The organism is Achromobacter sp. E1 (assembly GCF_037039475.1).
GTDB classification, from domain to species: Bacteria; Pseudomonadota; Gammaproteobacteria; order Burkholderiales; family Burkholderiaceae_B; genus Achromobacter; species Achromobacter mucicolens.
In genome coordinates, this window is record NZ_CP146253.1 from 1,335,480 (window position 1) to 1,356,005 (window position 20,526).

At 65.4% G+C, this 20,526-nt stretch carries 20 protein-coding genes; 5 read left to right on the top strand and 15 right to left on the bottom strand.

The genetic code is table 11. The annotated features are described in order from the left end of the window. The first annotated feature begins 44 nt into the window (after window positions 1–44). Genes V6V88_RS06085 through V6V88_RS06095 form a run of 3 tightly spaced genes read left to right on the top strand, consistent with a single transcriptional unit; the run spans window position 45 to window position 3,682 of the window. The gene (locus V6V88_RS06085; protein ID WP_056321800.1) at window positions 45–1,082 is read left to right on the top strand and encodes a branched-chain amino acid ABC transporter permease; all 1,038 of its coding nucleotides are present in this window, start codon (window positions 45–47) and stop codon (window positions 1,080–1,082) included. A gap of 3 nt (window positions 1,083–1,085) precedes the next feature. Further along, window positions 1,086–2,921 carry a branched-chain amino acid ABC transporter ATP-binding protein/permease gene (locus V6V88_RS06090; RefSeq protein ID WP_175209983.1) on the top strand — a complete coding sequence of 612 codons (1,836 nt, stop codon included), beginning with the start codon at window positions 1,086–1,088 and terminating at the stop codon, window positions 2,919–2,921. Continuing rightward, window positions 2,921–3,682, top strand: a complete 762-nt coding sequence (locus V6V88_RS06095; RefSeq protein ID WP_056321805.1) for an ABC transporter ATP-binding protein — start codon at window positions 2,921–2,923, stop codon at window positions 3,680–3,682. The genes V6V88_RS06090 and V6V88_RS06095 overlap by 1 nt, the downstream gene beginning before the upstream one ends. Window positions 3,683–3,791: 109 nt before the next feature. Here V6V88_RS06095 and V6V88_RS06100 read toward each other — a convergent pair whose 3' ends face one another. The 13 genes from V6V88_RS06100 to fdxA form a co-directional block, all read right to left on the bottom strand. Continuing rightward, window positions 3,792–5,933, bottom strand: coding sequence for a phospholipase C, phosphocholine-specific (locus V6V88_RS06100; RefSeq protein WP_338618416.1), 2,142 nt, complete (start codon window positions 5,931–5,933; stop codon window positions 3,792–3,794). 97 nt (window positions 5,934–6,030) lie between these two features. Next, window positions 6,031–6,873 carry a branched-chain amino acid aminotransferase gene (locus V6V88_RS06105; RefSeq protein ID WP_062840534.1) on the bottom strand — a complete coding sequence of 281 codons (843 nt, stop codon included), beginning with the start codon at window positions 6,871–6,873 and terminating at the stop codon, window positions 6,031–6,033. An 88-nt stretch (window positions 6,874–6,961) separates the two neighbouring features. After that, complete coding sequence (locus V6V88_RS06110) at window positions 6,962–7,984, bottom strand: ABC transporter substrate-binding protein (protein ID WP_338618418.1); 1,023 nt, start codon at window positions 7,982–7,984, stop codon at window positions 6,962–6,964. 112 nt (window positions 7,985–8,096) lie between these two features. Continuing rightward, entirely contained in the window at window positions 8,097–9,080 is a 984-nt protein-coding gene (locus tag V6V88_RS06115; protein ID WP_056321818.1) for a branched-chain amino acid ABC transporter permease, read from the bottom strand. After that, window positions 9,077–9,964 carry a branched-chain amino acid ABC transporter permease gene (locus tag V6V88_RS06120; RefSeq protein ID WP_056321820.1) on the bottom strand — a complete coding sequence of 296 codons (888 nt, stop codon included), beginning with the start codon at window positions 9,962–9,964 and terminating at the stop codon, window positions 9,077–9,079. The genes V6V88_RS06115 and V6V88_RS06120 overlap by 4 nt, the downstream gene beginning before the upstream one ends. Before the next feature lie 99 nt (window positions 9,965–10,063). Beyond that, entirely contained in the window at window positions 10,064–11,278 is a 1,215-nt protein-coding gene (locus tag V6V88_RS06125) for an ABC transporter substrate-binding protein (RefSeq protein ID WP_062840537.1), read from the bottom strand. Between the two features lie 64 nt (window positions 11,279–11,342). Further along, a complete protein-coding gene (locus V6V88_RS06130) occupies window positions 11,343–12,053 on the bottom strand; it encodes an ABC transporter ATP-binding protein (protein ID WP_062840538.1) in 711 nt (236 codons plus the stop codon). Continuing rightward, complete coding sequence (locus V6V88_RS06135) at window positions 12,050–12,823, bottom strand: ABC transporter ATP-binding protein (RefSeq protein WP_062840539.1); 774 nt, start codon at window positions 12,821–12,823, stop codon at window positions 12,050–12,052. The genes V6V88_RS06130 and V6V88_RS06135 overlap by 4 nt, the downstream gene beginning before the upstream one ends. Window positions 12,824–13,173: 350 nt before the next feature. Continuing rightward, window positions 13,174–13,809 (bottom strand): endonuclease III, encoded by a 636-nt coding sequence (gene nth, locus V6V88_RS06140; RefSeq protein ID WP_062840540.1) that lies wholly within the window; start codon window positions 13,807–13,809, stop codon window positions 13,174–13,176. Beyond that, on the bottom strand, window positions 13,806–14,450 hold the full coding sequence (gene rsxB / locus V6V88_RS06145; protein ID WP_280001826.1) for an electron transport complex subunit RsxB: 645 nt from the start codon (window positions 14,448–14,450) through the stop codon (window positions 13,806–13,808). Before rsxB ends, nth begins: the two co-directional genes overlap by 4 nt. Before the next feature lie 111 nt (window positions 14,451–14,561). Continuing rightward, complete coding sequence (gene phaZ, locus V6V88_RS06150; protein WP_062840542.1) at window positions 14,562–15,788, bottom strand: polyhydroxyalkanoate depolymerase; 1,227 nt, start codon at window positions 15,786–15,788, stop codon at window positions 14,562–14,564. A gap of 212 nt (window positions 15,789–16,000) precedes the next feature. Further along, the gene (locus tag V6V88_RS06155; RefSeq protein WP_062840543.1) at window positions 16,001–16,801 is read right to left on the bottom strand and encodes a ferredoxin--NADP reductase; all 801 of its coding nucleotides are present in this window, start codon (window positions 16,799–16,801) and stop codon (window positions 16,001–16,003) included. Window positions 16,802–16,852: 51 nt separating this feature from the next. Continuing rightward, the gene (gene fdxA, locus V6V88_RS06160; protein ID WP_006389264.1) at window positions 16,853–17,176 is read right to left on the bottom strand and encodes a ferredoxin FdxA; all 324 of its coding nucleotides are present in this window, start codon (window positions 17,174–17,176) and stop codon (window positions 16,853–16,855) included. 157 nt (window positions 17,177–17,333) lie between these two features. Here fdxA and pncB point away from each other — a divergent pair, with 157 nt between their 5' ends. Further along, window positions 17,334–18,509 carry a nicotinate phosphoribosyltransferase gene (pncB, locus tag V6V88_RS06165; RefSeq protein ID WP_056321839.1) on the top strand — a complete coding sequence of 392 codons (1,176 nt, stop codon included), beginning with the start codon at window positions 17,334–17,336 and terminating at the stop codon, window positions 18,507–18,509. A 72-nt stretch (window positions 18,510–18,581) separates the two neighbouring features. Next, window positions 18,582–18,932 carry a RidA family protein gene (locus V6V88_RS06170; RefSeq protein ID WP_056321843.1) on the top strand — a complete coding sequence of 117 codons (351 nt, stop codon included), beginning with the start codon at window positions 18,582–18,584 and terminating at the stop codon, window positions 18,930–18,932. Window positions 18,933–19,167: 235 nt separating this feature from the next. Here the strand turns inward: V6V88_RS06170 and V6V88_RS06175 are convergent, their stop codons facing one another. Both V6V88_RS06175 and V6V88_RS06180 read right to left on the bottom strand, forming a co-directional pair. Beyond that, on the bottom strand, window positions 19,168–19,677 hold the full coding sequence (locus V6V88_RS06175) for an NAD(P)H-dependent oxidoreductase (RefSeq protein WP_338618428.1): 510 nt from the start codon (window positions 19,675–19,677) through the stop codon (window positions 19,168–19,170). Then, entirely contained in the window at window positions 19,674–20,507 is an 834-nt protein-coding gene (locus V6V88_RS06180; protein ID WP_175235152.1) for a M90 family metallopeptidase, read from the bottom strand. The genes V6V88_RS06175 and V6V88_RS06180 overlap by 4 nt, the downstream gene beginning before the upstream one ends. Window positions 20,508–20,526 lie beyond the last annotated feature (19 nt).

Consider the following 20,526-nt stretch of genomic DNA (forward strand, 5'->3'; position numbering starts at 1 on the left):
CCGGGTGGGGCCGGAACACCAAGAAACCACAAGGTAGTTGTTAGATGGATTCATCAATTGCGCTGATCCTGCTGCAAGACGGTGTCGTCAACGGCGCCATCTATGCCCTCCTGGGCATGGCTCTGGTACTGGTTTTCGCCGTCACGCGCGTCATTTTCATTCCCCAGGGCGAGTTCGTGGCGTTTGGCGCCCTGACCCTGGCCATGCTGGTCGACGGCAAGGTGCCGGGCACTGCCTACCTGCTGCCGTTGCTGGGCCTGGTGTGCCTGGCGCTCGAGCTGATGCGCGCCGTGCGCACGCGTAGCGCCGCCGGCCTGCCCAAGACCATTGCGACCTGCGTCGTGCTGCCGCTGGCGCTGTTCTGGCTGACCCGTAGCTATACCGGTCCGGAGAACTCGCTGTGGCTGAACATGCTGCTGACGCTGTTGCTGGTGATTCCGATGGGCCCGATGGTCTACCGCATCGTCTATCAGCCGCTCGCCGAAGCCACCGTGCTGGTGCTGCTGATCGTTTCCGTTGCCGTGCACTTCGCGCTGATGGGCCTGGCGCTCGTGTTCTTTGGCGCCGAAGGCTGGCGCACGCCCGCATTCGTGAGTGGGCAGGTCGACCTGGGCTTCATGACGTGGTCCGCGCAGAGCCTGTTCGTCGTCGCCACGTGCGCGCTGCTCATCCTGGCCTTGTGGATCTTCTTTGGCAAGACGTTGTACGGCCGCGCGCTGCGCGCCACCGCCGTCAACCGCCGCGGCGCGCGCCTGGTCGGCATCAGCACCAACATGTCGGGTTCGCTGACGTTCACGCTGGCCGTGGGCATCGGCGCCATGTCCGGCATGCTGATCGCGCCCATCACCACGGTGTATTACGACACGGGCTTCTTGATCGGCCTGAAGGGCTTCGTCGGCGCCATCATTGGCGGTCTGGCCAGCTATCCCATTGCGGCGGCCGGCTCGCTGCTCGTCGGCGTGCTTGAATCCTTCTCGTCGTTCTGGGCCAGCGCATACAAGGAAGTGATCGTCTTCACCCTGATCATCCCGGTTCTGGTCTGGCGTTCGTTCAGCACCCATCACGCGGACGAAGAGGAATAAGCCATGAACCGCATTCTGCTTGCCGTTTTTCTCGTCGTCCTGGCGGGCCTGCCGATGGTGTCGGCCACGCCCGAATTCTGGGTGACGCAACTGAACTACATCGGTCTGGCCAGCCTGGTCGTGCTGGGCCTGGTGCTGCTGACCGGCGTCGGCGGCCTGACGTCCTTCGGCCAGGCCGCGTTCGTGGGGCTGGGCGCCTACACGACGGCCTACCTGACGACGCAATACGACGTGTCGCCCTGGCTGGCGCTGCCCGCGGGCCTCATCCTGACCGCCGTCGTGGCTTACTTGCTGGGCGCGATCACGCTGCGCCTGTCGGGTCACTACCTGCCACTGGGCACCATCGCCTGGGGCCTGTCGCTGTATTACCTGTTCGGCAACATCGACTGGCTGGGCAAGCATGACGGCATTGCCGGCATCGAGCCCATCAGCATCTTCGGCATGTCGCTGGCCAGCGGCCGTCACATCTACTACCTGATCTGGGTCTGCGTCCTCTTGGCGCTGTGGGCCACGCGCAACCTGCTCAACTCGCGTCCGGGCCGCGCCATCCGCGCGTTGAAGAGCGGGGCGGGCATGGCCGAGTCCATGGGCGTGAACACCGCCGCATACAAGATCGTGATCTTCGTCTGGGCGGCGCTTTTGGCTTGCCTGTCGGGCTGGCTCTATGCGCACATGCAGCGCGCGGTCAGCCCCAGCCCCTTCGGCCTGAACTACGGCATCGAATACCTGTTCATGGCGGTGGTCGGCGGCGCGGGCTACGTCTGGGGCGCCCTCTTGGGTTCCAGCGTCATCCTGGTGCTGAAGGACCAGTTGCAGAACCTCCTGCCCAAGCTGCTGGACACCAACGCCAACTTCGAGATGATCGTCTTCGGCGTGCTGCTGATCCTGATGCTGCAGTACGCGCGCAACGGCCTGTGGCCGATCCTGTCGGGCTGGTGGGGCAGCATCACCGGCGCCGATGGTTCGCGCCGCAACCTGGCGCCGCCCGCGGCGGCCCCGGCCCTGCCGACGCGCGAGCGCCCGCAGCCCGGCCAGGTCGTGCTGGAAGTCGACGCCATCCGCAAGGAATTTGGCGGTCTGGTGGCCGTGAACGACATCACCTTCAAGGTGCGTTCTGGCGAGATCATGGGGCTCATCGGTCCGAACGGCGCCGGCAAAAGCACCACCTTCAACCTCATCAGCGGCGTGTTGCCGGTGACGCGCGGCCAGGTCACGTTCATGGGCCAGCGCATCGACAGCCGTTCGGCGCGCGAGATCGCCAAGATGGGCGTGGGCCGCACGTTCCAGCACGTGCAACTGCTGCCCGGCATGACCGTGCTGGAAAACGTGGCGCTGGGCGCGCACCTGCGCTCGGACGTGGGCGTGCTGTCGGGCGCGCTGCATTCGGACCGTGCGCGTGAAGCGCAGCTGCTGCACGAGGCGGCCGAGCAGCTCAAGCGCGTGGGCCTGGGTGAATATCTGTACGAACAGGCCGGAAACCTGGCCCTGGGCCAGCAGCGCATCCTGGAAATTGCCCGTGCGCTGGCCTGCGACCCCTTGCTGCTGCTGCTCGATGAGCCGGCCGCCGGCCTGCGCTACAAGGAAAAGCAGGACCTGGCGCGCGTGCTGGAACAGCTGCGCGCGGAAGGCATGAGCATTCTGCTCGTCGAACATGACATGGATTTTGTGATGCGCCTGACCAACCACCTCGTGGTGATGGATTTCGGCACGAAGCTGGCCGAAGGCGTGCCGGCCGACGTGCAAAAGAACCCGGCGGTGCTGGAGGCCTACCTGGGCGGCATCGACGACGACCTGCCCGAAGCCGACCAGGCCAAGGCCGTGCCCGCGGGAGGCGTGTGATGAGCGCAACCAATTCCCCCGTCCTGGAAGTCAGCAACCTGTCGGCCCGCTACGGCAAGGTCGGCGCGCTGGCAGGCGCCTCGCTCAGCGTGCCGGCCGGCAGCATCGTCACGGTGATCGGCGCCAACGGCGCCGGCAAGTCCACGATGCTCAACGCCATCATGGGCTCGCTGCCGCAGACCGGCCACGCCGCCGGCGCCGTGCATTACGCCGGCGCGGACGTGTCGGGCTGGATGGTCGAGCGTCGCGTGGCGGCCGGCATGTCGCTGGTGCCCGAGCGCCGTGAACTCTTCGGCACCATGTCCGTGGAAGACAACCTGCTGCTCGGCGGCTTTCGCCGTTATCGCGCCCGCGAAAGCGGCTGGCGCGACACGCTGAACGAAGTCTTCGACCTGTTTCCGCGGTTGCGCGAGCGCCGCGCCCAGCAGGCCGGCACCTTGTCGGGCGGCGAACGCCAGATGCTGGCCGTGGGCCGCGCGCTAATGGCCAAGCCGACACTCCTGATGCTGGACGAACCCAGCCTGGGCCTTGCGCCGCGCATCGTGCGCGAGATCTTCCACATCATTGCGCGCCTGCGCGAGACCGGCGTGGCGATCCTGCTGGTCGAGCAGAACGCCCGCGCGGCGCTGCAGGTGGCCGACTACGGCTACGTGCTGGAAACGGGCGAGGTCATCCTGCACGGCCCGGCGCGCGAGCTGGCAGGTGACCCCAAGGTCATCGAAAGCTACCTGGGGCTGGGCAAGGGCGCCGAAGCGGCCTGACGCCACGCGCCAGACCAGAACGCCGGCTGCCGCGAGGGGCCGGCGTTTTGCGTTGTGCCGCAGTGCGCCGACGCATGGCAGGGCCACGCCGTTCCTTCAGCGCGCGGCGTCAAGGCACGGGCGTCCATCGCACGATCAATTCCTCTCCCATCGCGGGATCCGATGTCGAGTCGGCGCCGGTTTCGATGCGCCCCGCAAAGCGGCGCAGAAAGGACGGATCCTGCCTGTCGCGCACGCTGATGTCGTACCAGCCGCCGCTGCGTGACATTTCCCAGGCAAGCTCGCGGGATTCGCCGGCAGCCAGCTCGGCTTCGGTGTCGCCGGGGTATCCATAGGCATTGGCGTCGATGCGGTAGACGCGCGGCCGGGTGTCCGGATTATGCAACGACACGCGCAGCCGCGCGCCCGCGCCGTCGCAAGCCGCCACGACCGCCAGCGACGGCTGCCCGATACGCCCGGCGCAGTGCCGGTGAAAGCCATTGGGGCCCAGCACCCACAGGTCATAGCGCCCGTCTGTTGCGGCGGGCCATGTGCCGTCGAGCGTCTTGCCGGCCTCCACGGTGTACCGGCGCGGCCCGCGCTCCAGGTCCAGCCGGTCGTAGACGTGAAACACCGCGCCCGCCGTGCCCACGTTTTCGAACCGCAGGGTGACGCCATCGTCCTGGACGCGGGCGTGAGCCTGCAGCGCATAGGGAAGCGTGCGTGACGGGCGTGTGCCGGCGTGTTGGCGGGCGGGCGCGGGGTCGAGCGGGGCGGGCGGCTTGACCGTGCCGTCCAGCGCGGCCGCGCGGGCCGCGCGTTCGGCCGTGGCGGGCAGGCCCCGCAGTTGGTTGCCGTCGTCGGGCGCCGCGAAATCGAACACGCTGGTCAGATCGCCGCAGACCGCCAGCCGCCATGGCGAGATGTTCGGCTCGGCCACGCCGAAGCGCCGCTCGATGAAACGCAGCACCGACGTGTGATCGAACACCTGCGAATTGACCCAGCCGCCCTTGGTCCACGGCGACAACACATACATGGGTACGCGCGGCCCCAGCCCATAGGCGCCATGCAGATGCGCCGGCGTGTCGTCCTTTTCAACGCCGGATAGATGTTCGTGATATTCGCCCGCGGTGTCGGCCGTGGAGGCGCCGGCCAGCTCGCCGGAGGGAAGACGCGATGGCGGCGCCGGGGGCGGCATGTGGTCGAAAAAGCCGTCGTTCTCGTCGAACATCAGCAGCAGCACCGTCTTGCTCCACACGGCGGGATTCGCGGTCAGCGCGTCGAGCACGCGCGCCGTGTAGTCGGCGCCCTGCGCGGGGCTGGACGGGCTGGGATGTTCGGAGCCTGCCTTGGTCGCGCAAATCCAGGACACCTGGGGCAGCGTGCCGTCCAGCACATCCTGGCGCAGCAGGTCCAGGTCGCGCGTGACCAGCGCCTTGTGCTTGAGCGCCGCCAGCGCACCCGGCAGTTCCTGGTACGCATCGCGATAGGCCTTGAAGCCCGCCGTGGGATTGAGCGAATAGTTGTCCGCCATGTTCTGGTAAATGCGCCAGCTCACGCCCGCCCGTTCCAGCCGTTCGGGATAGGTCGTCCAGGTGTAGGCCCCGGCCGGGTCGCCGCCGGTGAGCTTGTTGTAGACATTGCCCATCGCCGGGCCATTGCCGCGCGCCAGGCCGTCATTGGTGCCGGTCCACAGGAACAGGCGGTTGGTGTTGGTGCCGCCGGTGAACGAGCAATGGTAGGCGTCGCAGACGGTGAAGGCGCGGGCCATGGCGTACTGGAAGGGCAGGTCGCTTTCCGTGTAGTAGGCCATCGAATGGTTCTTCTTGGCGGCGGGCCAGTTGCCCATGCGGCCGGCGTCCCAGGCGTCCTGCGCGTTGGACCAGGTGTGCGGCGTGCTCGCCACGCGCATGGCCTCGTAGGCTTCGCGCGTATCCAGCCGGTACGGCAGGACGGTGCGCGGCGCGCCTTCATCCGGCTTGTCGTTGTACTGGGCCCAGACAGTGCGATGCCGGGCATCGGGGCTGTCCGGCACCGGGATGGGAAAACGGTCGCCAAAGCCGCGCACGCCCGCCAGACCGCCGAAATAGTGATCGAACGAACGGTTTTCCTGCATGAAGATCACGATGTGCTCGACATCGCGGATCGTGCCGGTGCGGCGGTTGGCCGGAATGGCCAGCGCGCGACGGATCGCGGGGGGAAACAGCGACAGGGCGGCGGCGGCGCCGGTCAGGGTGGCGCCGTGGCGCAGGAATGTGCGTCTGCTTTGCATGATCGGGCCTCACGGTCGGAAGCCCACAGCGTACGCCGCCTTGCTGTTATTTGCCTGACGGCCCGCGCGGGGTGCGCGCGGGCCTCCGGCTGCGTGGTCAGCGGCGCGTGCTTTCCGCGTACTCCATGTACAGCTGATGCGCACGGCGCGCGATCGGGCCGTATTCCAGCGCACGGTCCTCGACGCGGTTTACGTGCACCACCTTGCCGTAGTTGCCCGACGAAAACACTTCGTCGGCAGCTTCGACGTCGGCGCGCGTCAGGCTGCGTTCCTGGACCTCGATGCCATCGGCCTTCAGCAGCGCCAGCACGCGGCGGCGCGTGATGCCGTTCAGGAACGTGCCGTTGTCCACCGGGGTGGATACGACGCCGTCCTTGGCCAGCCACAGGTTGCTGGTGGCGAACTCGGCCAGATTGCCCGCGCCGTCCAGCATGATGGCGTTGTCGAAGCCCTTTTCGGCGGCTTCGCGGATGGCGCGCTGGCCGTTGGGGTACAGGCACGAGGCCTTGGCGTCGGTGGGCGCCATGTTGGGCCACGAGCGCGCGAAGCTGGAGAAGCAGGCGGAAAAGCCCTGGTCGCCCGGCATCGGCACCTTGAACACATGCAGCACGAACTGGGTCTTGTCGGCGTCCGGCAGCAGGAAGCCGTCGGCGCAGAAGAACATGGGCTTGATGTAGAGCTCCGAGCCTTCGGGGAAGCGCGCCACGGCCTGCAGGCACAGGTCCTGGATTTCTTCCCAGGTCATCTGCGGCTTCATCAGCATCTTTTCGGCCGAGCGCACGACGCGCTGGCAGTGCAGGTCCAGGTCGGGCGTCAGGCCGCGGAATGCGCGCGCGCCGTCAAAGACCATGCTGGCCATCCAGAAGGCGTGGTCGGCCGGGCCGAGCAGTTTGGGGTTTTCAGTGGTCCAGTGACCGTTGTGCCAGAACAAGGCATCCATGATTGTCATCCTTTGCTTGAATCGGGTTGGCGATCGGGCGCGAAGCGGGTCCAGAACGCCGAATCGCCAGAATACATGAGCCGGACTGCTATTCCTTGGCCAGCGCCGCCTGCACGCGATCAGCAACGTCCGCGGGCATCCATTGCCGCCAGACGGACGCGTACTGCTTGAGGAAATAGCGCGCGGCGTCCTCCGGCTCCTTGCCCTCGTTTTCCAGCCATCCCAGCGTCGCGTCGATGGCTTCGTCGGGCACCGTCAGCTTGGACAGGAACTCGGTCACGCGCGGCGCCTGCTTGGCAAAATCGGCGTTCACGCCGGTGACGACCGGATTGGGCTTGAACTGCGTGGGCACGGGATCCGCGCACTTGGGATCGGTCATGCAGGTGTAGGCCGCCTGGTCGAACGCGGGCAGTTCCAGCTTGACCAGGTCCAGCGCGCCAACCAGCGACGTGGGCGTCCAGTAGTAGAAGACGATGTCGCGTTTGCGCTTGTAGGCCGACACGATGGCGGCCTTCTGCGCGGCGCCGGAGCCGGGCGCGAACAGCGAATAGTCCTTGTCCAGTTTCAGCGCGCGCAGCAGGTTGTCGTTCAGCGTGCCGCAGGCCCAGCCGGCCGGGCATCCGTAGATGCGGCCGCGGCCCGGGTCTTCGGGGTCGGCGAACACCTCCTTGAAGCGCGCCAGGTCGGCGGCGGATTTGAGCTCCGGGTGCCGCTCGACGGTGTAGCGCGGCACGTACCAGCCTTCACCGGCGTCATAGACGTGGCCCACGCCCAGCACCTTGCCGCTGGCAAGCGCCTTCTTCCAGGCGCCTTCGATCTGGCCGGGCCAGACCTCGGGCGTGACATCGACGTCGCCGCGTTGCAGCGCGGCCAGCATGGGCAGGGTTTCGCCGATTTCAACAGACGTCTTGCAGCCGTAGCCGTGTTCCAGCACGAAGCGCTCGATGCCGGCCAGGACAAGATTGGACTCCCAGTTCAGTCCGCTGAAACGGACGGGCCGGTCGACTTCGCAAACGGGGGCGGCGGGCGCGGCCTGGGCCGCGGCGGGGGACAGCAGGGCGGCGGCCAGCGCGAGCGCGCCGAGGCCGGGAACGAGATGCGTGATGCGCATGGTCGGCACCTGTGTAGTAGGGTGCCTGCCATTGTACGGGGCGCTGCCGCGCGCCCCAATGCAACGGGGCCGCTGTGCGCGGCCCCGGGGGTCAATCAACCGATCAGTCGGATCACGCGCGGGCGGCGCGCCGGCGGTTGAAGAGCGCGCCCAGTTCGCCCACGATGCCGCGCCGGAACGCCAGCACGCAGACCACGAAGATCAGGCCGCTCACGATGGTGACGGACTCGCCCAGGCGCAGGAACCATTCGACGCCGGTCAGGTTGGCCATCATCTGGCCGAAGTCGCCCACCTTGTTCTCCAGCAGCACCACGATGAACGCGCCCAGCACCGGACCGGTCAGCGTGCCCAGGCCGCCGATCAGCGTCATCAGGATCACCAGCCCGGACATCTGCCAGGTGGCGTCCGACAGCGTGGCCGACACGAACACCAGCGTCTTGGTGGCGCCCGCGAGGCCCGCCAGGGCGGCCGACAGCACGAAGGCCACCAGCTTGAAGCGGTCGACGTCGTAACCCAGCGAGATGGCTCGCGGCTCGTTTTCACGCAGCGCCTGCAGCACCTGCCCGAAGGGCGAGTTCACCGTGCGCCAGATGATGAAGTAGCCGATGATGAAGATGGCCATCACCAGGTAGTACAGGTTGATGTCCTTGGACAGGTCGACCAGCCCGAACAGCGTGCCGCGCGGCACGCTTTGCAGGCCGTCCTCGCCACCCGTGAACTTGGCCTGCAGGAAGAAGAAGAACACCATCTGCGACAGCGCCAGCGTGATCATGGCGAAGTAGATGCCGCTGCGGCGGATGGCCAGCGCGCCCATGGCCAGGCCCAGCAGCGCCGCCACGGCCACGCCGAACAGCAGGCCCAGCTCGGTGGGCAGGCCCCAGACCTTCATGCTGTGCCCGGCCGCATAGGCCGCGCTGCCCAAAAAGGCGGCGTGGCCGAAGGACAAGAGCCCCGTGAAGCCAAGCAGCAGGTTGAAGGCGCACGCGAAGAGGGCGTAGCACATGACCTTCATGGCGAAGATCGGATACACGCCTGCGAAGGGAAGCAAGGCCACCACGATGGCCAAGACCGCATAGCCCAGGAATTGACGATTCATTTTTCTTTTCCGAACAGCCCGGCCGGGCGGATCAACAGAACAATGGCCATGATGATGAAGACGACCGTGCTGGACGCTTCGGGCCAGAACACCTTGGTCAGGCCTTCGATCACGCCCAGGCCCAACCCGGTGACGATGGCGCCAAGAATGGAGCCCATGCCGCCGATCACGACCACCGCGAACACGACGATGATGAGGTTCGATCCCATCAGCGGCGAGATCTGCAGCACCGGCGCGGCCAGCACCCCGGCAAAGCCCGCCAGCGCCACGCCGAACCCATAAGTCAGCGTGATCATGCGGGGCACATTCACGCCGAAGGATTCCACAAGGCGCGGATTCTCGGTGCCGGCGCGCAGCAGGGCGCCCAGGCGGGTGCGTTCAATGACGTACCACGTGGCAAAGCAGACGATGATCGATGCCGCCACGACCCAGCCACGGTAGTTCGGCAGGATCATGAAACCCAGGTTGGTTGCGCCGCGCAGGGCTTCGGGCGTGGGATAGGGCTGGCCCGACACGCCGTAGAAGCTGCGGAACAGCCCTTCGATCAGCAGCGTCAGCCCGAAGGTGAGCAGCAGCCCGTACAGGTGGTCGAGCTTGTAAAGGTGTTTGAGCAGCAGCTTTTCGATGATGATGCCGAACAGGCCCACGATCAGCGGCGCCAGGATCAGCATGATCCAGTAATTCAGGCCAAAGTACGACAGCCCCATCCATGCGACGAAGGCGCCCAGCATGTACAGAGCGCCGTGGGCGAAGTTGATGACGTTGAGCAGCCCGAAGATGACGGCGAGTCCGAGCGACAGCATTGCATAGAAGGAACCGTTGACCAGGCCCAGTAACAGCTGGCCGAACAAGGCCTGTATGGGGATGCCGAAAATGTCAGTCATCGTGTGAAAGTCCTGCGCGGTACGGAAGGAAGCGAGCTAGTCAGGAAGGATGCGGCCGGGCTGTCGGCCCGGGCCGCATCCGGGATCACATGCGCCGGTTTATTTCTTGACCAGCTTGCAGGTGGACTCGGACAACTTGGTGTAGACCTCGTCGCCAGGCAGCGTCGCCACCACCTTGTAGTAGTCCCACGGGCCCTTGGATTCGGCCGGGGTCTTCACTTGCATCAGGTACATGTCGTGGACCATGCGGCCGTCCTCGCGCACGACGCCGCCCTGGGCGAAGAAGTCGTTCACCTTGTTCGACTTCATCCACTTCATCACGTCGTCGCCGTTATCCGAGCCGGTGGCCTTGACGGCGTTCAGGTAGAACATCGCCGACGAGTAATCGCCCGCCTGCAGCATGGACGGCTTGCGGCCGACCTTGGACTCGAACTTCTTGGACCAGGCGCGCGAGGCGTCGGATTGATCCCAGTACCAGCCATCGGTCAGGTACATGCCCTTGGTGGCGTCCAGGCCGAGCGAGTGCACGTCGTTGATGAACACCAGCAGGCCGGCCAGCTTCATGCTCTTGGTGACGCCGAATTCGTTGGCGGCCTTGACCGTGTTGATGGTGTCGCCGCCGGCGTTGGCCATGCCCAGGATCTGCGCCTTGGAGGCTTGCGCCTGCAGCAGGAACGACGAGAAGTCCGAAGCGCCCAGCGGTGCGCGCACCTGGCCCTTCACTTCGCCGCCCGCGGCCTTGACGACCGCCATCGTGTCACGTTCCAGCGCGTGGCCGAACGCGTAGTCCGCAGTCAGGAAGAACCAGCTCTTGCCGCCGTCCTTCACCACCGCCGAGCCGGTGCCGCGCGCCAGCGCCACGGTGTCGTAGGCGTAGTGCACGGTGTACGGCGAACATTGGGCGTTGGTCAGGTCGGACGAACCGGCGCCCACCGCGATGAAGGGCTTCTTCTTTTCAGCGGCCACCGCCGCCATGGCCAGGCTGGTGGCCGAGTTGGTGCCGGCGATGATGACGTCGACCTTCTGCTGGTCGAACCATTCGCGGGCGCGGGCCGAAGCGACGTCGGCCTTGTTCTGGTGGTCGGCGGAGACGATTTCGATCTTCTTGCCGTTGACCGTGCCGCCGAAGTCCTCGACCGCCATGCGCACGGCTTCCAGGCCGGCCTTGCCGTCGATGTCGGAGTAAACGCCCGACATGTCGGTGATGAATCCGATGCGGATGACATCGTCGGAGATACCTTGAGCGTGGGCGGTTGCCCCCGCGAATCCCAGGCCCGCCATGGCCAGTGCAGCAGTGATGGTGTGCAGCTTCATGGGATGACTCCTCTTCCCTACGGTGTGGTGTTTGCCGGGGTTCCGGCGGATGACACAGGTTGCTTTAGACGCCCAACAGTTCGTTGAGCGTGTCCTGTTTTTCTGAAAGTTCGGCAGCTTCGAAGTGCTCGACGATCTGGCCGTGCTCCATGACGTAGAAGCGGTCGGCCAGCGGCGCGGCGAAGCGGAAATTCTGTTCCACCATGACGATGGTGTAACCCCGCTGCTTGAGCGCCGTGATCATGCGGGCCAACGCCTGCACGATGACGGGCGCGAGGCCTTCGGAGATTTCGTCGAGCAGCAGCAGGTTTGCGCCGGTGCGCAGGATGCGCGCCACGGCCAGCATCTGCTGTTCGCCGCCCGACAGGCGCGTGCCCGGGGAATTGCGGCGTTCCTGCAGATTGGGGAACATGTCGTAGATCTCGGCCAGCGACATGCCGCCGCCAAGCGAGCCCACGACCGGCGGAAGCAGCAGGTTCTCTTCGCAAGACAGGCTGGCGAAGATGCCGCGTTCCTCGGGGCAATAGCCCACGCCCAAATGGGCAATCTTGTAAGTGGGCAGGTCGATGGCCTCGGTGCCATGGATGCGGACCGAGCCCTTGCGCGAACCGGTCAGGCCCAGGATGGCGCGCAGCGTCGTGGTGCGGCCGGCGCCATTGCGGCCCAGCAGCGTGACGACCTCGCCTTGTCCAACGCGCATGTCCACGCCGTGCAGGATATGCGATTCCCCGTACCAGGCGTTCAAGCCCGAGATTTCGAGTGCGGGGGTGCTCATGCGTGCGCTCCTTGAAGTTCGCCGTCGGTCGTGCCCATGTAAGCCTGCATCACGGCCGGATGGCGGGAGACTTCGGCGTAGGAACCTTCGGCCAGCACCGATCCGCGCGCCAGCACGGTGATGGTGTTGGCGATGGAGGACACGACGTTCATGTTGTGTTCCACCATGAGGATGGTGCGCCCGGCGCTTACGCGCTTGATCAATTGCGTGACGCGGTCCACGTCTTCGTGGCCCATGCCCTGGGTGGGTTCGTCCAGCAGCATCAGCTCGGGCTCCATCGCCAGCGTGGTGGCAATCTCGAGCGCGCGCTTGCGGCCGTACGGCAGGTTGACTGTGGTTTCATCGGCAAAGTCGCCCAGGTCCACCTGTTCAAGCAGCGCGCGCGCCGGCTCGTTCAAGGAGGCGAGCCGCTTGTCGCTTTGCCAGAAGTGATAGGACAGGCCGGTCTTGCGCTGCAGGCCGATCCGCACGTTCTCGAGCACGGTCAGGTGCGGGAACACCGCCGATATCTGGAACGACCGGATGATCCCGCGCCGCGCGATCTGCGCGGGCCGCTCGCCGGTGATGTCGATGCCATTGAACCTGATGCTGCCCGACGTGGGAGCGAGGAATTTCGTCAGCAGGTTGAAGCATGTGGTCTTGCCCGCGCCGTTAGGCCCGATCAAGGCATGAATCTCGCCCCGCTTGATACGCAAATCGACCCCGTTGACCGCGACAAAGCCGCGGAACTCTTTGGTGAGGCCTTTTGTCTCCAGGATTGTGTCATCCATGTTCGCTGCACCAGCGTTGTATTTATATGGTCTCCGCCCGGCGTCATTGCGTCGGGCCCCCGCAGGGTTGGAAAACTGTTTGCGTGCTCAGTTTTCTTATGAGTTGCCGGCGAGTATGCGGACGTCGCAATCAAAATTCCATGAGGGTTTGTCATAGGTTTTGCACTGCGGAAAGGCCAATTGTCGGCATGCCGACAATGCAGTGTGATTATGGGGAGAATGGGCTCCCGATATGCAAATGCATTGCAGCAATTACGCGTTGATCGTCATCAAGATGTCACGCGGCAAAAGGCGAGGGAAAACCCGGTTTTCCGCTCGCATAATCGCAGGTGAATACCAGCGCGCAGGTTTCAGGCAGGCGTTTTCTGCTTGAATTCGCAGAGGTCGGAAATGCCGCATTGCGGGCACTTCGGCTTGCGCGCCACGCAAACGTAGCGGCCGTGCAGGATAAGCCAGTGATGCGCGTCCAGCAGATATTCACTGGGCACGAACTTCATGAGTTTTTGCTCGACTTCCAGCACGTTTTTTCCGGGCGCGATGCCGGTGCGATTCGAGACGCGGAATATATGCGTGTCCACCGCCATGGCTGCCTGTCCGAACGCGGTGTTGAGCACCACGTTGGCCGTCTTGCGGCCGACGCCGGGCAGGGCCTCCAGGGCCTCGCGCGTTTGCGGCACCTGGCCGCCGTGCTGCTCGATCAGGATCTTGCAGGTGGCGATCGCGTTCTTGGCCTTGGTGCGAAACAGGCCGATGGTCTTGATGTAGTCGGCAAGCCCTTCCTCGCCCAGCGCCAAGAGGGCCTCGGGCGTGCCGTACTGCGGGAAGAACTTGCGCGTGGCGATGTTGACCGACTTGTCCGTCGCCTGTGCCGACAACAGCACGGCAATCAGCAGCTGGAACGGCGTGGCGTATTCCAGTTCGGTGGTGGGGGTGGGGTTGGCCGCCTTCAGGCGGGCGAAGATCTCTCGACGTTTGGCGGCGTTCATGACTGCGTGGGATTGCGGCGGGCCCGGGCGCGGGCCAGCGCGGATTCGATGGCGGAGCGCTTGCGGTCTTCCTTTTGCGCATCCTCGGCGGCGGGCGCCACGGGCGCGGGCGCTTCGGGCACGTCCGGTGCCATCAGGCGCGCGTTGTCGGCAGCCAGGCGCTCGGCGCGCGCCTGATGACGGCGATGACGCTCGCGGCTGACGGCGGCGTCCTCGCTGGTCCATGCACGCCCGGCCGGCACCATCTCGATGCAGTCGACGGGACAGGGCGCCACGCACAGGTCGCAGCCGGTGCACCAATCTTCCAGCACGGTGTGCATGTGCTTGTTGGCGCCGACGATGGCGTCGACCGGACAGGCCTGGATGCACAGCGTACAGCCGATGCAATGCGATTCGTCGATGCGCGCGACGAGCAGCGGGCCGGGTTCCCCGCGTGACAGATCGAGCGGCAGCAGGGGCGTGCCGAGCAGCGCGGACAAGGCGGCGACGCCGTCCTCGCCGCCGGGCGGACAGCGGTTGATCGGCGCGGCGCCCTCGGCGATGGCCTCGGCATAGGGCCGGCAGCCGTCGTAACCGCATTTGGTGCATTGCGTCTGAGGCAGCAAGGCATCAACGCGGTCGGCTAATGAGCGACAGGACATGTAAAGCCAGTAATGAAAAGGGGCCGCTTGGGCCCCGGGGATACGGATCAGGCTGCAGGCGGCGCCGGGCTTACGCCCGTGCCCCGCCGGATGGACGGCGCGGCGCCGTCCTCAGGCCGATTGCCGGATGAACTCGGCAATTTTAGGACAGATCATTTCGCGCCACCGGCGGCCCGAGAAGATGCCGTAGTGGCCGCAGTTCGGCGCGGTGTAGTGCGCCTTGCGATCGGCCGGAATGTTCTTGCACAGCGTGATGGCCGCGCGCGTCTGGCCCTGGCCGGAAATGTCGTCCAGTTCGCCTTCGATGGTGAACAGGGCCACGTCCTTGATGTCGGCCGGGCGCACCAGCTTGCCGTCCACTTCCCAGGTGCCGCCGGGCAGCGCGAACTCCTGGAACACCATACGGATCGTGTCCAGGTAGAACTCGGCCGGCATGTCCAGCACGGCGTTGTATTCGTCGTAGAAACGGCGGTGCGCTTCGGCATCGCTGTCGTCGCCACGCAGCAGATCCAGGTAGAAGTCGTAATGCGACTTCATGTGGCGGTCCGGATTCATGGCCATGAATCCCGCATGTTGCAGGAAGCCCGGATAGACCCGGCGGCCGGCCCCCGGATAGCGGGGCGGAACGGGGTGGATCACCTGGTTCTCGAACCAGGCGTAGGGCTTGGTCGTGGCCAGCCGGTTGACCTGCGTGGGCGACTGGCGCGGGTCGATGGGACCGCCCATCATCACCATGCTGCGCGGCTGGCAGGGATCGTTGGCAGAGGCCATCAGGGACACGGCGGCCAGCACCGGCACCGTGGGCTGGCACACGGAAATCACGTGCACGTCCGGGCCCAGGTGGCGGATGAAGTCCTGCACGTAGCGCACGTAGTCGTTCAGATGGAACGGCCCGGCCGACAGCGGCACCATGCGCGCGTCGACCCAGTCGGTCACATAGAGATCGTGGTTGGGCAGCAGGGCGCGCACGGTATCGCGCAGCAGGGTGGCGTGGTGCCCGGAAAGCGGGGCCACCAGCAGCACCTTGGGATCGTTCTTGCCAGCCAGGCGCACGTCGCGCTGGAAGTGCACCAGTCGGCAGAACGGCTTGTCCATGGCCACGGCTTCGATCACGCGCACGGACTTGCCGCCGATCTGGGTGGTGGGAAGATTCCAGGCGGGCTTCTGGTATTCCTTGCCGATACGGGTCATCAGCTCATACCCGGCGGCCATCTGGCGCGAAATCGGGGTATAGGCGAGCGGGCTGTAGGGGCTGGAGAACAGCTGAGAACCGGCGTCCGTGAATGCAGCGAACGGAGTCAGGAAGGCGCGCTGCATTTCGTGCAATTGGTACAGCATTTCGGGGAAGTCCTTCTGGGTCGAGCGTGTGCCCCGATTATTGCTCCGAGGCGTAACGATATTTCCAATCAGACTGAAGAATGTCAGGCAAAGTGCCTGATTTTGTTGCTAAAAAGCGACCCGTCATGTGTTTCGCACCAGTTTAGGGCCGCGTTCGTGCCTTGCGGTGATGCCAAAAGGTGGATTTATGCACTACGCCATGCAGTGCGGGATCACCAGTAGTTTTCTACTGCCAGGTTGCCAGGAATGCCGCGGCGTCCCGGCTTGAATCCCCGATCACCCAGCAATTTTCGTGCCTCCGCCAGCATGGCGGGGTTGCCGCAGAGCATGACCTTGGCGGTCTCGGGATCCAGCGGCTGGCCGGCCAGCTGCTCCAGGCGGCCATCGGCGATCAGCGTGGTGATGCGCGCTTGCGGCATGCCGGGCATGGCTTCGCGCGTGGCGATGGGCAGGTAGACGAGCTTGCCGGGGTCGGCGGCAAACATCTCGGCCAGGGCCGGATCGCGGCGCCAGGAGTCGATTTCGTCGCGATAGGCCAGTTCGGCCGCGGTGCGCACGCCGTGCACCAGGACGATGCGGCGGTAAGCGCGCCAGACGGCCGGGTCGCGCAGGATGGACAGGTAGGCCGACAAACCGGTGCCCGAGGCCAGCAGCCACAGGTCGCCGCCGGGCGCAAAGCGCTCCAACGTCAGAAAGCCGTAGGGGGCCTTTTCGACGTAAAGCGCATCGCCGGGCTGCAGACGCGCCATGCGCGGACTGAAGAGACCGTCCGGGACAACGATGGAATAGAACTCCAGCCAGGGCTCATGCGGGGCCGAGACCATGGAATAGGCGCGCCAGATCGTGGGCGCGCCGTCAGGGTCTTCAGTGCCGGGCAGACCCACCCGGGCGAACTGGCCTGGCACGAACGTGAAGGCCTCGTCCCGCGTCACGCGCACGGAGAACAGTTTGTCCGGCACCCAGGTGTGGACGCTGGTGATGGTCTGGCGCGTGTATTTCGAGTCGTCGGTCATCGGGACATCGCACGGAAAGCGCCGGTCCGGCGTGCGGCCGGCGCCCGTGGATTACTTTTCCAGGTATTGCAGCTTGTCCTGCTTGCCGTTCCATTCGTCGGCGTCGGGCAGGGGCTTCTTGGCGCGGCTGATGCTGGCGAATTCCGGGGAGAGTTCGGCGTTCAGCGCGATGAAATTGAGTTGGTCCTGCGGCACGTCTTCTTCGGCGTAGATCGCGTTGGCCGGGCATTCGGGGATGCAGACTGCGCAATCGATGCATTCGTCGGGGTCGATCACGAGGAAGTTCGGACCCTCACGAAAACAGTCCACCGGGCACACGTCGACGCAATCGGTGTACTTGCACTTGATACAGTTTTCGGTGACTACGTGGGTCATTCAGGAACTCCGGGGATCGGCGGCAGATGTGTCTTAATGGGCGGATTTTACCCAATGCCGCGCCGATGTGCCGGCAATACCCGTATTGACAGCGTGGCCCATCGTGTCGAAGGCCCGCTGCTTCATGCTATGGTGTCGCGAAACGAAACGCGCAATCATGATTATTACTTCGCTGCTCGACACCGACCTGTATAAATTCAGCATGATGCAAGTGGTGCTGCATCACTTCCCGGCTGCCCAGGTCGAGTACCGGTACAAATGCCGGACGCAAGGCGTGGATTTGCGCCCCTATCTGGACGAAATCCGCGACGAAGTGCATCAGCTATGTCAGTTGCGCTTCACGGAAGACGAGCTTAAATATCTCGGCAGCTTGCGCTTTATCAAAAGCGACTTCGTTGATTTCCTGGGTTTGTTCCACATGCCGGAGCGCTGCATTCACATCAGCGAAGGCGAAGGCCCCGGCGAAATCAGCATCGAGGTCAAGGGGCCGTGGCTGCACACGATCCTGTTCGAGATTCCCGTGCTGGCCATCGTCAACGAGGTCTATTTCCGAAACACCCGCAAGCATCCGGACTGGGAAGAGGGCCGCAAACGCCTGCAGTCCAAGATGCATCTGGTGCTGGACGATCCCGCGCTGGCGGATTTCCGCGTGGCCGAATACGGCACGCGGCGCCGCTTCTCCAAGGCCTGGCACGAAGAAATCGTCTCCACCATGAAAGCCGAGATGGGCCCGCATTTCGCGGGCACCAGCAACGTGCTGCTTGCCAAGGAGCACGACGTGCTGCCGCTGGGCACCATGGGCCACGAATATCTGCAGGCCTGCCAGGCCCTCGGTCCGCGGCTGCGCGATTCGCAGGTGTTCGCGCTGGAGGTCTGGGCCAAGGAGTACCGCGGCGACCTCGGCATCGCGCTGTCGGACGTCTACGGCATGGATGCGTTCCTGCGCGACTTCGACATGTATTTCTGCAAGCTCTTTGACGGCGCGCGCCACGATTCCGGTGATCCCTTCATCTGGGGCGAGCGCCTGCTCGAGCACTACCGCAAGAACCGCGTCGATCCGCGCGCCAAGACGCTGGTGTTCTCGGATGCGCTGACCTTCCCGCGCGCCATCGAGCTGGCGCGCCAGTTCTCGGGCCGCTGCAAGGTGTCGTTCGGCATCGGCACCAATCTCACCAACGACCTGGGCCACGAGCCGCTGCAGATCGTCATGAAGATGGTCCGCTGCAATGGCCAGCCGGTGGCCAAGGTGTCGGATGCGCCCGAAAAGACGATGTGCGACGATCCCGCCTACCTGGCCTATCTGCGCCAGGTTTTCCAGTTGCCGCCTGCCTGACGACGCCCGGGCGTCGCGCGCGGGCAGCCTTACCCAGTTCCAACCAAACCACTCGACTCTAGGGGAATTCTCATGAGCAGCATCAAGCGCTTTCACGTGACCAAGCGCCTGTCGGACATGGCCGTATACAACGGCGTTGCCTACCTGGCGGGCCAGGTGCCGGACGATGCCACACTGGACATCACGGGCCAGACCGAGCAAGTGCTCGCCACGATCGACCGTCTGCTGGCCGAAGCCGGCACCGACAAGACCAAGATCCTGATGGCCCAGATCTACGTGGCCAACATGAAGGAATTCGACGGCATGAACAAGGCCTGGGACGCATGGGTTGCCGACGGCAACTCGCCCCCCCGCGCCACCGTCGAGGCCCGCCTTGCCAACCCCGACTACAAGGTCGAGATCGTGGTGACGGCCGCCCTGTGAGGCACGCAGTCTGAATGCCGGCCTCGTCCGGCACCCGGAAAAGCCCTCTGGCCAACGCCGAGGGCTTTTTCATTGCGTGGATGTCAGCTACCCACGCCGCGTTACGCGCCCATCAACATGATTCCCGCCATCAAACCGCCCAGTTCCTCGCTACACGGTGTCTGACACCCTCAGAGACGCCGCTACAAGCTGAAGTTCATCGCCCCAGGGTGTCAGACACCACCACCCCGCCGCGTTACGCACCCATCAGCATGATTCCCGCCATCAAACCGCCCAGTTCCGCGCAACGCGCCAGATCCGCCGGCGGCACGGTCTTGGGCGCCAGGATCTGCGCGGCGGTCTGGGCGCCCAGGTTCACGATGACGGCGGGCGCGACCGGGGTCAGCCGCCAGCCGGTGCAGATGCGTTCGACCTGCCGGGCGGCGCCCGCGCCGTCGCTGCCCGCGCTGATCATGGCCGCGTAGGGCAGTCCCTGCAGGCGGTCCAGCACCGCGTAGTAGTTGCGATCAAAGAACTCCTTCATCTCGCCGCTCAAGCTGGCGAGGTTTTCGGGGGCGCAGAAAAGGAACCCGTGGCTGGCCAGCAAAGCGTCGTCGCCGGCATCCTGCGCGCGCATCAACATAACGCGCAGATCGTCCGGCTGCTCCAGCGCGGCCGCGGCTTCGGCGGCCCCGCGCGCGGCGGCGCGCGCCATCTGCTGTGCCGCGCCCGTGCGCGAATGCCATACGATCAGCAATTCCTTCATGCGTACCGCTCCGCCGGATCCTGCCGGTAATACGCCCGCAGCATCGCATACCACTCGGGCAGGGCCTGCTGCATGGGGTGGGGATCCACGAAGAAGTGCTCCGAACTGACGGCAAAGAACTCGCCTTCGTCCGTGGCCGCGTAGGGATCCATCGGCAGCTGCCCGTACCAGGCGTCCGCTTCCTCGCTCTCGGGGTCCACGTCGCGCGGGATCGCCGCCTCCACGGCGTCGACCGCCGCAATGAAGCGGTCCAGGCTGTCGTCCAGCACCTGGCGCCACGCGCGCGGCTGGATCTCGGGGTGCGCCGACAACGACGGCATGCCGTCCGCAAAGCCCGAGCGCAGATCCAGCTTGTGGGCAAATTCGTGGATGACCACGTTAAAGCCGCCTTCGGACAACTGCGTGTCCTCCCAGGACAGGACCAGCGGCCCGCCTTCCCAGGCTTCGCCCGCGGCGTCCTCGATGTACTCGTGGACCACGCCATCCTCGTCCTGACGCGAGCGCGGAATGCGGAAGCTGGCGGGATACACGATGATCTCGTCCCAGCCTTCGTACAGCTCGGGCGTGAGGTTCAGGATGGGCAGGCAGGCCTGCGCGGCGATGGACAGCCGCATGAAGTCCGAGACCTCCAGTCCCTGCGCGCCGTTGATGGTCTTGCTGGCGAGCAGCCACGCGGCGCGCGACTGCAGCTGGGCGGCTTCGTCCTGCGTCAGCACGGCCAGAAACGGATAGGTGTCCAGCACCTGCCGCCACAGTTCGGGCGGGATGCGGGCCTGCATTTCGGCGACCTCGGACGGGCGGGCGCCGCGCCCCTTCAGCCAGCGCAACATAAGCTTTGGTTCCTTCCAT

Coding starts and splice junctions, on each gene's coding strand:
- V6V88_RS06085 (WP_056321800.1), top strand. CDS start 45: ATGGATTCATCAATTGCGCTGATCCTGCTGCAAGACGGTGTCGTCAAC.
- V6V88_RS06090 (WP_175209983.1), top strand. CDS start 1,086: ATGAACCGCATTCTGCTTGCCGTTTTTCTCGTCGTCCTGGCGGGCCTG.
- V6V88_RS06095 (WP_056321805.1), top strand. CDS start 2,921: ATGAGCGCAACCAATTCCCCCGTCCTGGAAGTCAGCAACCTGTCGGCC.
- V6V88_RS06100 (WP_338618416.1), bottom strand. CDS start 5,933: ATGCAAAGCAGACGCACATTCCTGCGCCACGGCGCCACCCTGACCGGC.
- V6V88_RS06105 (WP_062840534.1), bottom strand. CDS start 6,873: ATGGATGCCTTGTTCTGGCACAACGGTCACTGGACCACTGAAAACCCC.
- V6V88_RS06110 (WP_338618418.1), bottom strand. CDS start 7,984: ATGCGCATCACGCATCTCGTTCCCGGCCTCGGCGCGCTCGCGCTGGCC.
- V6V88_RS06115 (WP_056321818.1), bottom strand. CDS start 9,080: ATGAATCGTCAATTCCTGGGCTATGCGGTCTTGGCCATCGTGGTGGCC.
- V6V88_RS06120 (WP_056321820.1), bottom strand. CDS start 9,964: ATGACTGACATTTTCGGCATCCCCATACAGGCCTTGTTCGGCCAGCTG.
- V6V88_RS06125 (WP_062840537.1), bottom strand. CDS start 11,278: ATGAAGCTGCACACCATCACTGCTGCACTGGCCATGGCGGGCCTGGGA.
- V6V88_RS06130 (WP_062840538.1), bottom strand. CDS start 12,053: ATGAGCACCCCCGCACTCGAAATCTCGGGCTTGAACGCCTGGTACGGG.
- V6V88_RS06135 (WP_062840539.1), bottom strand. CDS start 12,823: ATGGATGACACAATCCTGGAGACAAAAGGCCTCACCAAAGAGTTCCGC.
- nth (WP_062840540.1), bottom strand. CDS start 13,809: ATGAACGCCGCCAAACGTCGAGAGATCTTCGCCCGCCTGAAGGCGGCC.
- rsxB (WP_280001826.1), bottom strand. CDS start 14,450: ATGTCCTGTCGCTCATTAGCCGACCGCGTTGATGCCTTGCTGCCTCAG.
- phaZ (WP_062840542.1), bottom strand. CDS start 15,788: ATGCTGTACCAATTGCACGAAATGCAGCGCGCCTTCCTGACTCCGTTC.
- V6V88_RS06155 (WP_062840543.1), bottom strand. CDS start 16,801: ATGACCGACGACTCGAAATACACGCGCCAGACCATCACCAGCGTCCAC.
- fdxA (WP_006389264.1), bottom strand. CDS start 17,176: ATGACCCACGTAGTCACCGAAAACTGTATCAAGTGCAAGTACACCGAT.
- pncB (WP_056321839.1), top strand. CDS start 17,334: ATGATTATTACTTCGCTGCTCGACACCGACCTGTATAAATTCAGCATG.
- V6V88_RS06170 (WP_056321843.1), top strand. CDS start 18,582: ATGAGCAGCATCAAGCGCTTTCACGTGACCAAGCGCCTGTCGGACATG.
- V6V88_RS06175 (WP_338618428.1), bottom strand. CDS start 19,677: ATGAAGGAATTGCTGATCGTATGGCATTCGCGCACGGGCGCGGCACAG.
- V6V88_RS06180 (WP_175235152.1), bottom strand. CDS start 20,507: ATGTTGCGCTGGCTGAAGGGGCGCGGCGCCCGCCCGTCCGAGGTCGCC.